The sequence below is a fragment of the Luteibacter sp. genome, assembly GCF_009912395.1.
Taxonomy (GTDB): Bacteria; Pseudomonadota; Gammaproteobacteria; order Xanthomonadales; family Rhodanobacteraceae; genus Luteibacter.
In genome coordinates, this window is the sequence record NZ_WNDO01000006.1 from 136031 (window position 1) to 147952 (window position 11922).

Annotated in this window: 9 protein-coding genes; 4 read left to right on the plus strand and 5 right to left on the minus strand. The window is 63.9% G+C overall.

Annotation, left to right across the window (positions count from 1 at the left end):
* Positions 1-69: 69 nt before the first annotated feature.
* From GAK28_RS08295 to GAK28_RS08315, 5 genes are all read right to left on the minus strand, one after another.
* On the minus strand, positions 70-1920 hold the full coding sequence (locus GAK28_RS08295) for a M1 family metallopeptidase (RefSeq protein WP_291776991.1): 1851 nt from the start codon (positions 1918-1920) through the stop codon (positions 70-72).
* A 203-nt stretch (positions 1921-2123) separates the two neighbouring features.
* A complete protein-coding gene (gene ubiE / locus GAK28_RS08300) occupies positions 2124-2873 on the minus strand; it encodes a bifunctional demethylmenaquinone methyltransferase/2-methoxy-6-polyprenyl-1,4-benzoquinol methylase UbiE (protein ID WP_291776993.1) in 750 nt (249 codons plus the stop codon).
* A gap of 445 nt (positions 2874-3318) precedes the next feature.
* The gene (gene plsB / locus GAK28_RS08305) at positions 3319-5916 is read right to left on the minus strand and encodes a glycerol-3-phosphate 1-O-acyltransferase PlsB (RefSeq protein WP_291776996.1); all 2598 of its coding nucleotides are present in this window, start codon (positions 5914-5916) and stop codon (positions 3319-3321) included.
* A 32-nt stretch (positions 5917-5948) separates the two neighbouring features.
* The gene (locus GAK28_RS08310) at positions 5949-6905 is read right to left on the minus strand and encodes a hypothetical protein (RefSeq protein WP_291776999.1); all 957 of its coding nucleotides are present in this window, start codon (positions 6903-6905) and stop codon (positions 5949-5951) included.
* A 259-nt stretch (positions 6906-7164) separates the two neighbouring features.
* On the minus strand, positions 7165-8076 hold the full coding sequence (locus GAK28_RS08315; RefSeq protein ID WP_291777002.1) for an HAD family acid phosphatase: 912 nt from the start codon (positions 8074-8076) through the stop codon (positions 7165-7167).
* A gap of 148 nt (positions 8077-8224) precedes the next feature.
* Here GAK28_RS08315 and GAK28_RS08320 point away from each other — a divergent pair, with 148 nt between their 5' ends.
* The 4 genes from GAK28_RS08320 (at position 8225) to GAK28_RS08335 (ending at position 11578) form a co-directional block, all read left to right on the plus strand.
* A complete protein-coding gene (locus GAK28_RS08320) occupies positions 8225-9244 on the plus strand; it encodes a hypothetical protein (RefSeq protein ID WP_291777005.1) in 1020 nt (339 codons plus the stop codon).
* A 48-nt stretch (positions 9245-9292) separates the two neighbouring features.
* A complete protein-coding gene (locus tag GAK28_RS08325) occupies positions 9293-10315 on the plus strand; it encodes a hypothetical protein (protein ID WP_291777008.1) in 1023 nt (340 codons plus the stop codon).
* Between the two features lie 671 nt (positions 10316-10986).
* Positions 10987-11271, plus strand: coding sequence for a hypothetical protein (locus tag GAK28_RS08330; protein WP_291777012.1), 285 nt, complete (start codon positions 10987-10989; stop codon positions 11269-11271).
* Positions 11258-11578, plus strand: a complete 321-nt coding sequence (locus tag GAK28_RS08335) for a hypothetical protein (RefSeq protein WP_291777015.1) — start codon at positions 11258-11260, stop codon at positions 11576-11578. The genes GAK28_RS08330 and GAK28_RS08335 overlap by 14 nt, the downstream gene beginning before the upstream one ends.
* Positions 11579-11922 lie beyond the last annotated feature (344 nt).

Sequence of the window (11922 nt, forward strand, 5' to 3'; positions counted from 1 at the left end):
CCCGCAAGATGCGGGGCGTCGGCTCAGGATGCAAGTCTCGCAGGGCAGGGGTGCCCCGCAAGTTTGTGCTTACTTCTTCTTCGATTTGCCTGCGAGGATGCGCTCGACGGCCTGCTGGGTCAGCGGGTGGTAGCCGCTCTTGGCCTTGGCGTAGACGTCCTTGGCATAGGCCAGGCCTTCCGGCGTGCGGGCGAAGGCGCGGTAGATCGGCATGGACAGGTACATGCGGCCAATGCGGGTGATGTGTTCGGCGGCGGCGGTCCACACGTCCTTGTCGCCCGCGGCGATGGCGTGGCTGTACCAGCGCATGCCGATCTCGGCATTGGGCGTGCCCGTGAGGTGCCAGGCGGCGTCGAGGGCCTTGATGCGATCCAGCGGGGTCACGTCGGGCAGGCGATCGAGGAAGTACATCCACTCCTGCGTGTTCCAGCCCTTGGCGTCGAGCTTGGCGGCGTCGAGCGTGCCGGCGAGGAAGTCGGTGCGCTCCTTGTCGATCGCGTCGAAGCGCGGCGACGACGGCAGCGGCGCGTTCTTCGGGATGCCCGGCTGCCAGATCCACTCGCGGGCTTCGGCTTCGCTCATCTTGCCCGGGTATTTGTCGAGCAGGTTCGTCTTCATGTAGGCGAACATCGTCTCGGTATCGATGCTCTGGAAGGCGAAGTGCGCGAAATAGCCCTTCAGGTAAGCATCGAACGTCTCACGGCCGAAGCGCTGTTCCAGCGTGCGCAGGAACCACGAACCCTTGTCGTAGGCGACGGACGAAAGCGAATCGTCGGCGCCGACGCCGTGCGGCTCAGGCGCGAGCTTCTGCGAATTGGCGGGAATATCGCCGATGGTCTTCTGCAGTTCGCGCGCGGAAAGCAGGGCTTCCTCGTCGGCCTGCACCTTGCCGTAGACGGCTTCGGTGATGCGGCCCTGGACGTAGGTGGTGAATCCCTCGTTGAGCCAGATGTCGCGCCATGCGGCGCTGGTGACGAGGTTGCCCGACCACGAATGCGCCAGCTCATGCGACACGAGCGAGACAAGGCTCTTGTCGCCGACCAGCACCGTCGGGGTCGCGAAGGTCATGTTCGGGTTTTCCATGCCACCGAACGGGAACGACGGCGGCAGCACGAGCAGGTCGTAGCGACCCCAGGCATACGGGCCGTAGAGCTTCTCGGTGGTGGCGATCAGCTTCTCGGTGTCCTCGAACTCGTGCGCGGCCTTGCCGACCACGCTTGGCTCGGCGTACACGGCGCTACGCGGGCCGGTTTCCTTCACCGCGATATCGCCCGCCGCGATGGCGAGCAGGTACGACGGGATCGGATGCGGCTGGTCGAACTTGAAATCGCCGTCGAGCGGATGCTTCGCGTCATTGATGGCGCTCATCACCACGCGGATATCCTTCGGCGCGGTTACATGGGCGTCGTAGGTGAAGCGCACGGCGGGCGAATCCTGCAGTGGCACCCACGAGCGCGCGTGGATGGATTCCGACTGCGAGAACATGAAGGGCTGCTTCTTGTCGGCGGTCTGCTCCGGCGTCAGCCATTGCAGGCCCGACGCCTCGGGCACCGTGGCATACGCGATGCGCACGCTGGCCGGGTGGGCCGGCGCCTCGATGGTGAGCTTGGCGCCCAGTTCCTTGTCGCGCGGGGCCAGGGCGAACTTCAGCGGCGAGGCCTTGCCCGACGTGTCCACCGCTTCGACCGAGGCGATCTTCAGGTCGCGGGTGTCCAGGACCAGGCTCTTCGCCTTGCCGTCCTTCCAGTCGAGCTTCAGCGTGGCGTTGCCGGCCAGCTCACGCTTGCCGAAGTCCAGCTTCAGGTCGAGGTCCAGGTGGGTGACCTTGACCACCTCCGGCTGGGCATAGGAATGCGGATCGGCGGCGAAGGCCACCACGGGGAAGGCCATCGTGATGGCGGCGAAGGGAAGCAGGCGCATGGATCGTTTCCGCTGTCAGGAAGGCTCCAGTATGCCATTGTCCGAACTACGGAACTCTATCTTTGCAGCGACAACGCCAAATGCGGTTAATTTTGCTATTGGCAGGACGTTTACTGGGTGGCAGCCAATCACTTCAAAGGAGCATCAAGATTAGGATTTCCCATCTCGATGCTCCTATTGTATGGCTTGAAATAGCTGTTTTTTTAGAGCTTGTAACCACGGTGAATGGCCACGATCCCATTAGTTAGATTGCGAACTTCGACGTGTCCGAAGCCCGCTTCTGTCATCATCTTCTTTAATGCGTCTTGGTCCGGATGCTTGCGAATAGACTCTGCAAGATAGCGATAGCTATCGCCATCATTTGCAAAAAATCGTCCAAGTCGTGGAAGGATCTGAAACGAGTGAATGTCGTATAGCTTAGATAGCAATGGGCTACTCACCTTCGAGAATTCAAGCACAAGGAGGCGACCACCCGGCTTGAGAACGCGCTGCATGTCGGCGAGCGCTTTCTCTTTGTTCGTAACGTTGCGCAGACCAAAGGCGATGGTTATGGCGTCAAAGCTGTTATCGGGAAACGGAAGCGCTTCCGCATTCATTTGCGACCAGCGTAGACCAGATACCAGCCCTCGATCTGTGAGTCGATTTCGTCCCACCCCGAGCATGGCGGCGTTAATGTCGCCAATTACGATTTCACCATCGTCACCTACAATCGGCCGGAGAAGGGCTGCTATGTCGCCCGTGCCGCCGGCCAAGTCCAGAACTCGATCACCTTTGCGGACTCCGCTGACGGCGATAAAGTGACGCTTCCACAATCTATGGACGCCGAACGACATTAGGTCGTTCATCAGGTCATAGTTGCTGGCCACGGAAGTAAAGACCTGTCCAACAAGCTTTTGCTTGTCTTCTACAGGCACATCTCTAAAGCCGAAATGAGTAGTTTTTTGGGAGTCCATGGGGAATGTTACCTCGGCATCGGACAGTTCGCGAGGGCCATGTCCGACGTCAGTATCACGGGTTGAAGAGAATGCTTGCGGGTGTCGCTAATTGATACAGGGGGGCTCTTTCAAAAAGAGGTGAATCGATCAATGGCTAGCGAAAGCCTCGAGATCGATTCTCCGTATCCGGAGGCTGGATAACCCTTTGAGCCGAGTCGTTGAATCACGTCTTTTGTAGCGATTAGTATCTCTGATGCATCTAAGTTACGGGCAAGAGTGCTAATGCGATGAGATCGAAATCGCGCTTCCTCCCAATCAGACTCGATCGCGGCCTCTCCTAGCGCTTTGGCTTCGATCGTTAACTCCGCAACAGCAAGAATGTGATCTTCGTGACTCTGCATATCGCGGCGTACTCTTCAATGTGTCAGTAGTACTCAGAAAGCAACACGTTACAGCACTGGCTTTAATCTCGTTGCTGATGACGATGCTTTTCATTCGCCACATGGCGTTCATGCAGCGAATCGCTGGTACCCGAGGCCTGCGGATCGTCCGGCGGCCGTGCATCGATGTCTCGATCGTTCTCGCCGCCGGGGGTGATCTTGAGGATGGAGTGGCGCACTTCGCGCGCAAGGATCACGCGTGCGTCGCGGACCATGTCTTCCAGTGCTTCGGCGAAGTCGAGCTTGCCCTGTTCGTCGGTCCAGACGATCTTCACTTCGCGCAGCTTCTGGATGAAGCCGCGGAACAGCGCCTTGTCGAAGAACTCCGGCGCCGACAGTTCGTTGAGCAACGAAAGGCGCTGCGCAGTGAGCGTGCAGGCGCTTTCGAGTTCGCCCGCCGACATCGTATGTGGGCCGTTCTTCACCAGCGCCGCGATGGCGATGTAATAGCGCTCGAACGCCTGCAACATGCTGCGCGCGATCACGCGCAGCTGGTAGGCACCGTCGTCCTGGCCCGGTCCACGCTCCAGCACGCGGCCTTCGCCGCTGGCTTCCAGCATGCCGCGGCGAACGAAGAATTCGATCGTCTCCTGCACCTGCGCGGCGAAGCCGTCGGCATCCCACGGCAGGAACAGCTCGGCCTGGATGAACGGGTAGATGATCTTGCCCAGGCGCACCACCGACGAACGCGACATGCGCCGGTTGTTGAGGAAGCACGCGGCTACCCACGCGGCCGGCGCGTTGAGGTGCAGGACGTTGTTGCGGAAGTACGACAGCAGCACCGCCTGCTCGCCCTCGGTGACGAGCACGTCGCCCAGCGGATGACGCACGCGGCGGATCCAGCCCATCTGTTCGCCGTAGGCGATGATGCCCGGCGGGTTCATCGGCGTGATGGTCACGCGGTCGGAGTAGGGCAGTTCCTGGAACAGCGCCTTGGTGAGTTCGAGCTGGGTGAGCAGGTCGTTCTCGGCCATCGCATGCTTCGGCGTCGCCAGCAGGGCGAGCGCGAGCAGGTTGATGGGGTTCACGTCCGCCGCGCGGTTGATGTTGATCTGGATGCGCTCGGCGAGGTCGTCGACCACGCGGTTGAGCCATTCCGGTTTCACATCTGGGTCGGTGGTGGCATCGCGCCACTCGGCCGACGCCGCTTCGAGCATCGGCGTGAGCAGGATCGGCTCGCCGAAGTTGATGGTGACGTGGCCGTAGCGCTGGCGCAGCACCTTCAGGCCGCGCAGCAGGCCGAGCAGGGATTCCTTCTCCTTCGGCTTGCCCGACAGCTCGCCGGCGTACGACTTGCCTTCCATCAGCTTCTCGTAGCCGATGTACACGGGCTGGAACAGCACCGGGCGACGCGGCGCGCGCAGGAAGGCGCGTACCGTCATCACCAGCATGCCGGCACGCGGCGTGAGCAGGCGGCCCGTACGCGAACGTCCGCCTTCGATGAAGTATTCCAGCGGCACGCCGCGATCGACGAGCTGCGCGAGGTATTCGTTGAACACCACCGAGTACAGCGCGTTGCCCTTGAAGCTGCGACGCAGGAAGAACGCGCCGCCACGACGAAGTACCGGACCGATCAGCGGCAGGTTGAGGTTTACGCCCGCCGCGATGTGCGGCGGCACCACGCCGGAGTGATGCAGCTGGTAGGACAGCAGCAGGTAATCGGTGTGGCTGCGATGGCTGGGCACGTACACCACTTCGTGGCCCGGCGCGACGGCGCGGGCCTTGTCGAAGTGATGCATCGCGATGCCGTCGTAGAGCTTGTTCCAGAAGTTCGACAGCACGAACGACGTGGAGCGCACCACCGGATGCGAATAGTCGGCGGCGATCTCCATCGCGAAATCGCGCGCACGGCGCTGCGCTTTCGCGAGGGACAGGTTTTCCTTGCTGGCCGTGGCCGCGATGGCGTCGCGCACGGGCTGCGCGTTGAGCACGGCGTCGACCACCGTGCGGCGATGCGAGAGGTCGGGGCCGATCACGGCCGCACGGATGCGGCGGAAGTGCGTGCGCAGCACGCGGGCGATTTTGCGCGTCAGGCGCTCGTGCGTGAGCCCGCTGGACTCGGCCAGCACGGTGCGCAGCGAGACGGGCGTGGAGAAGTGCACCACGGTGTCGCGGCCGTTCAACAGCAGCGCCAGCATGCGGCGGAAACGGCCGACCACCAGCCAGTTCTCGGCGAACAGCACGCTGAACCAGCCGCTTTCGCGGTTGGGCGCGCGGCCGACGTAGATCGACACCGGCACCACCTGGATATCGCGCGACGGATCATCCTCCAGCGCCTGGATCAGCTGGCCCAGGGGCTCCTTGGGACCACGGGTGTCCGTGCGGCCGAACAGCCAGCCCTGGCGACGGCTCAGCGAAAACACGGAGCGGCGACGGCGGCCGGACAGGTGCAGCAACTGCATCGGGCTGGGCAGACCCGCCTCGCGGCAGGCGCGCTCCAGGATCAGCGCGTCGGACGTGCCGTCGCGCTCGATGGCGTAGCAGACGGCGGCGCCACCCTGGAGCAGGGCGGCAGGCTCGGCGGGCTCACGCTTGATCTTCACCCACGGCTCGAGCAAACGCCCCAGCAGCTTGAACCACCAGGGCGAGCGGGCAACTTGGACGTGCGGATCCGCACTCATCGGAATTTCGGACATCACAGGATTGTACGGCCTTAGCGGGTACGGGCGTCCGCCACGGGGGCGGCGGGCGTGGCGGCGGTGCCGGCGGGGGCGGGTGTGCTGGTTGCCGGCGCCGGTGCGGCCAGGCGGGCATGCTCGGCGCGGACCTCCTGGAGGAGGTCGCTGTCATACCAGCGGCCGTCCAGCAGCACGAGGGTGGTGTCGGTCGAGATCGCCTTGTCGAGCACCGTGTAGGTGATTTTCACGTGTGCCGAGGCACCGCTGTTTTCCAGCGTGTCGATGGTGGCGTCGTTGATGCTCTTGTCCAGCGACAGGCCGTAGACATCCAGCAGCTTCTTCAGGCCCAGCCACGCGGTGGAATAGGTGGCCATCGAGGCCTGGAAATCGAGCGCGTGCAAGGCCTCGGGCGTGGACAGGTGCGCGTTGCGTGCCGTGTCCACGGCGATGGCGATGGCCTGCTTCGCCTTGACCTGGTCGTTCCAGGCCACGGTTTGCGTCCACGGCAGCACCACGTTGACGACATCGCGAAGCTGGCGCTTCTGCGAGGCCGAGAGGTCCTTGTCCTGATCGATGGCGCTGAGTGCCATCGACTGGCCCACGCCGGAGATGAGCGGCATCTGGTCTTTGTAGTCGCGGTCGAAGCGCACCAGTGTCGGGCGCAGGTCGGCGAACAGCTTCTTTTCGGCGTCGGGCTCGGTGAAGCGCTTCACCATGGTGTCGAAGCGGGTGCGGTCCTGCGGATCCACCGGCGCCTGCGCGGCGTCGCGGTGCGTCCAGTCGGCGCGCAAGGTGGCGAAGTCGGCCGGCGGCAGCGCGTGCTGCCAGTACATGTCGAAGCGGCCGTCGCGGATCAACTCCAGCGAGGCGCGCACGGCGTCCTCGGGCGAGCCGCCACCCGGCGTGCCCGGTGGCTCCTTGTCCTTGCCGCAGGCGGCGAGGAGAACGAGTGCCGGGAGGATCAACCAGGCCTTGGTCGTGGAGCGGAACATCGGGCGTCGTCCGTAAACGGCGGGGAGGCGAGGGTACGAGGGCGCCCCGCCGATCACAAGGGTAGTGGGCGGCGCATGAAGGCGCGCATAAAGAAAAACCCCGGAGACGCTAAGCCTCACGGGGTTATCCGGCCCGAAGCCGGCAAGGGAAATGGCCTTGCCCGCATTCCTTTCGGCGCCACGGGTTTCGGCGCCACAAATGATAGTTGGACGACATTGCTAAAGCAATACTTTAGCAAATGTTGCCTAACTCATTGAATCATTTGATTTTCAGTGCGTCGATCTTCTTCTGGCGACGCGCTTCGCGAGGCAGAGTGTAATCGTTGTCGAACAAGGATGCCTCCCAGGCGCCGTACGTCGGGTTCGGCAGCACGAACCAGCGCTCGCCGATCCAGGCCGTATAGGGCGCCATGGCCTTGGTGCGGCCCTCGGCCGTATTGCCCGGGACGTTGGCGAAATCGGCGATCTGGTCGCCGAACTGCATCAGCACGCGGTAGTTCTTCGCCACCAGCTGGCGGCGGCAGCCCTTTTCGCTGCCCACCTGCTCGCAGCCTTCCACGAAGGTGCCCAGGCCCAGGAAGGATTCCTTGCCGGCGACCGGGAAACCGGCCGAGCGCAGGTTGGCGAGGGTGGATTCGTCCAGGTCCTTCGCGCGGTTGGAGATGTAGATCACGGCCACGCCGTGGTCAGCAGCGAACTTCGTGAACTCCACGGCGCCCGGCAGCGGACGCGCGATGGCTTCCTTGCACCAGGCGGCCCAGTCGGCCTCGTTGAACTCGCCGCCCGAGCGCACTAGGCGGGCCTGGTACGGGGAGTTGTCGAGCACCGTCTCGTCGATATCGAGCACCACGGCCGGCTTCAGGCCCTTGAGCGAGGCGTGGGCCTCGCGGTCGTCCTTGGGCAGGGCGTCCCAGGTCGCGTCTTTCTTGGCCTTGAGCAATTTCTCCTGCGCGTTCCGGAAGGTCTGCAGGTAGATGAAGTCGTGCTCGCTGGCGTCCTGCGTCCAGGCCACGGCGTTAAGGTTGTCGTCGGCGGCGGGGCCGGCGGCCGGAGCCGGGGCGATGCCTGGGGCCTGCGGCGCGGGCGTGGCGGTGGCGACGGGCTTCTGTGCGCCGGCGCAGGCGGTCAGCAGCAGGGCCGCGACGAGCGCGGTCGGGACGAACTTCTTCATGGTAGGAAAACCCCTGGTGGATCAGGCATCGCGCCCGTGGGGCGGCGATTGTCCGGGCAGTTTACGACAGCGTGACGACGGACGGACCCTCTGGCATATCGCCCCCCCGTCCTGACAGACTTCGCCCTCATCCAAGACGAGGTCGTTCATGGACGCCGTCCCCTCCCGGATCAGGGTTTCACGCATCGCCAGCTACGTCATGGCAGGCCTCGGCCTGTTCCTCATCCTGTATCTGCGCCTGTTGCCGGCGTTGATGGCGGGCCTGCTGGTGTACGAAGTGGTGGTGTCCCTCGCGCCGCTGATGGGGCGTCGCATCTCCGGCGACCGCGCCCGCGTGCTGGCCGTGGCCATCATCGGCGTCTTCGTGGTGGGCATCATCACCTTGCTGATCCTCGGCGCCATCACCTTCTTCCGCAACGAGATCGGCAATCCGGAAGATCTCTGGCAGAACAAGCTGATGCCGATGGTGGAGCGCGCCCGCCAACAGCTGCCGCAGGCGGTGGTCGATCGCCTGCCCGATAGCGTGGACGACCTGCGCGTCACCGCGCTCGACTGGGCCCGCTCGCACGCTGTCGCCTTGCAGCTCGCCGGCAAGGAAGCCGCGCGCGTACTCGTGCACATTGTCATTGGCCTGGTCCTGGGCGCCTTCGTGGCGCTCAGCCGCACGCGTCCTTCGCACCAGATGGGCCCCTTCGCCGCCGAGCTGAGCCTGCGCTGCGCGCGCCTGGCCGACGCCTTCCACAACATCGTGTTCGCGCAGATCAAGATCTCGCTCGTGAACACGCTTTTCACGGCGATCTTCCTCGTCGGCGTGCTGCCGATGTTCGGCGTGCACCTGCCGCTGACCAAGACCTTGATCGTCCTTACCTTCATCGTCGGCCTGCTGCCGGTGATCGGTAACCTGTTCTCCAACACGGCCATCACCATCGTCGGCCTGTCCATGGGTCTATACGTGGGCCTGGGCGCGCTGGCCTTCCTGATCCTCATCCACAAGCTCGAATACTTCCTCAACGCGCGCATCGTCGGCGGGCAGATCCGGGCCCGGGCCTGGGAGCTGCTGGTGGCCATGCTGGTGTTCGAGGCGGCCTTCGGCTTGCCTGGACTGGTCGCCGCCCCGATCTTCTACGCCTACCTGAAGGCGGAACTGGAAGCCGAGCGATTGATCTGACGTTCATCGCTTCCCTGCTGGAATCCCGCCACCCCAAGGAGCACCAGCATGGTCCAGATACCGTCCGATTCGCGCTATGTCCGCCTCGCCAGCTACGTGCTGGCGGCGCTGGCGCTGTGGGGCATCCTCATGATCCACCTGGTGTCCGCCCTGCTGGCGGGCCTTCTGGTCTACGAGGTGGTGGAGGCGCTCACGCCGCTGATCCGGCGCATCACGCCGGGAGGCGAGGGCGCCAGGACGATCGCGGTAGCCGTGGTCGCCATCGTGGTGGTCGGTGCCATCGTGCTGATCGTGGTCGGGGTGCTGGGCTTCTATCGCCACGACCTGGGCGACCCGCAGCAGCTGTGGGACACCAAGCTGCTTCCGCTGCTCAACAAGGCCCACGAGCAGTTGCCCGGTTTCATCACCACCAACCTGCCTGACAGTTTCGCGGATATGCGCGCACAGGGCATGGACTGGGCGCACCAGCATTCCGGTGACCTGCGCCTGATGGGTACCACGGCAGCGCGCGTGTTCGCGCACGTATTGATCGGCCTGGTGCTCGGCGCCATCGTCGCCATCTCGCACGGTTCGGGCGGCCGCCCGACGCGTCCGCTGGCCTTTGAACTGTCGACCCGCGTGTCGCGTCTGGCCGAAGCGTTCCACAACATCATCTTCGCGCAGTTGAAGATCTCGGCGATCAATACGGCACTGGCCGCGTTGTTCCTGCTGGTCGCGCTGCCGATCCTCGGCGTGCAGGTGCCGCTGGCGAAGACGCTGGTGATAGTCACCTTCGTGGTGGGCCTGCTGCCGGTCGTGGGCAACCTCATCTCCAACACGATGATCACGGTGGCCGGCCTGTCCGTGTCCCTATGGGTCGGCGTCGCCGCGCTGGGTTTCCTCGTGGTGGTGCACAAGCTCGAATACTTCCTCAACGCACGCATCGTCGGCGGACAGATCCGCGCACGCACCTGGGAGTTGCTGGTAGCGATGCTGGTATTCGAAGCGGCATTCGGCATCCCCGGCCTCGTCGCGGGACCCATCTACTACGCCTACCTGAAGAGCGAACTGGAAGCCGAGTCACTCATCTAACGCCACACCCTTGTAGGAGCGCGCTTGCGCGCGATGGGCGCTAGCGATAACCCCGCATCGCGCGCAAGCGCGCTCCTACAAAGGTATCGCGGCGAGGCGCAAAAGCATCAACACGCGGGCGCCGCCTACAGACAACTCCAGGTTGATTTGCTAGGGTAATCCTGCTGCCTGCGTCGTCCTATTCATGCGTTCGCAGACAGCCTTCGCTCCAAGGCGGTGGGGTCGCACGCCACCGGGGATTCGCACTCCCCGATGACGCGCTAACCACCGAGTCATCCTTCAAACCAAGGACACCCCAATGGCTAACACCCATTCTACGGTACTCACCCGCCCGCCGCTTCCCCGCGGTGGCCCACCCTCCGGTGCCCGGGCCGTTCTGGCCTATCCCGAACGCGGTTGACGAACGGCGGCCTCGGCCGCACCCGTGAGGTTTCTCTAGCCGTAAGCACCCGGCACGGTACCGCGTGCCGGTTCACGGGGCCCTGAGTCCGCACCACTTTCGATATCACGCCGCCCGGCGTCCGGTCACGGACACGCCGGAGAACCCCCTCGTCCCGGAGCGATGCGTTTCAACGCGTCAACTTGAAGTTGCTTTACCCGTGGCACGTCCATGCCTGCATGGCGTGCCACACCTGGACAGACGGGAGCGGCACCGACGCAAGGAGCCTGACATGAAGGACACGAACCAACACTGGATTCTGGACGACGACGACGCATCCACCGAAGCGTTACTCAACGAAGCGACCGAATGGTTTGCCTACGCCCGCGGCACCGCGAGCCTGCTCGCCGAATGCCTGGGCAACGACCAGGTCGATGTCGACCCGCACGAACTATCGCTTGCCCTGGGCGGCATCGCCGCACTGGTCGCGGTGGGCACGCATTGCATCCAACGCGCACATACCCAGGTCATCTTCGATCACCCGACCACCCACGAGGTGCCACATGTTGGGGGTTGAATACGGCATGGGCATCGAACTGCTACAGGCGACGATGGCCATCGGCCTGATCGTGGTCAACGTGATGATCTTCGTCGACCGCCGCCACGGCATGACCATCGCCACGCGTGGCGCACGCGGCTTCGCCGTCGCGGCCTTCGCCAGCGCTCTCGTCGCCCTGATGGCACTGGACCACCTGATGATCCAGGTATGGATCCACCCCTCCGATGACACCACCTTCCTGTGGTTCCGCATGGCCATGATCGGCATGGGCCTGACCACGGCGGGCGCGGTGGCCTTCTGGATCCTCTCCCGCTGGCACCCCTAATCGTCGTGGCTGTTGTAGGAGCGCGCTTGCGCGCGATGGGTCTTCGCCGCAACCCTCATCGCGCGCAAGCGCGCTCCTACACCAGCAGGTGCCGATATTTCGCAGGCAGATGCTGGATGCACGGGAGATTTTGCATGGAACTCAACGTCACCTCGTACTTCGCGTTGGTCCGCGTCAATGGCAGTTCGCCCCGTGGTCTTACGAACAGGTCGTTGGGGGCCGTCAGGCTTTAATAGACATCGAAGCGAGCCTGTTCGGGCTGGGTGGACCGGCTATAGGCATCACGCAGGCGAATACGAAGCGAATAGGTTGGGGTGGCGCTTGCGGTGGTGCGACGTCCATGG

Coding starts and splice junctions, on each gene's coding strand:
- ubiE (WP_291776993.1), bottom strand. CDS start 2,873: ATGGACTCCCAAAAAACTACTCATTTCGGCTTTAGAGATGTGCCTGTA.
- plsB (WP_291776996.1), bottom strand. CDS start 5,916: ATGAGTGCGGATCCGCACGTCCAAGTTGCCCGCTCGCCCTGGTGGTTC.
- GAK28_RS08325 (WP_291777008.1), top strand. CDS start 9,293: ATGGTCCAGATACCGTCCGATTCGCGCTATGTCCGCCTCGCCAGCTAC.
- GAK28_RS08320 (WP_291777005.1), top strand. CDS start 8,225: ATGGACGCCGTCCCCTCCCGGATCAGGGTTTCACGCATCGCCAGCTAC.
- GAK28_RS08310 (WP_291776999.1), bottom strand. CDS start 6,905: ATGTTCCGCTCCACGACCAAGGCCTGGTTGATCCTCCCGGCACTCGTT.
- GAK28_RS08335 (WP_291777015.1), top strand. CDS start 11,258: ATGTTGGGGGTTGAATACGGCATGGGCATCGAACTGCTACAGGCGACG.
- GAK28_RS08315 (WP_291777002.1), bottom strand. CDS start 8,076: ATGAAGAAGTTCGTCCCGACCGCGCTCGTCGCGGCCCTGCTGCTGACC.
- GAK28_RS08330 (WP_291777012.1), top strand. CDS start 10,987: ATGAAGGACACGAACCAACACTGGATTCTGGACGACGACGACGCATCC.
- GAK28_RS08295 (WP_291776991.1), bottom strand. CDS start 1,920: ATGCGCCTGCTTCCCTTCGCCGCCATCACGATGGCCTTCCCCGTGGTG.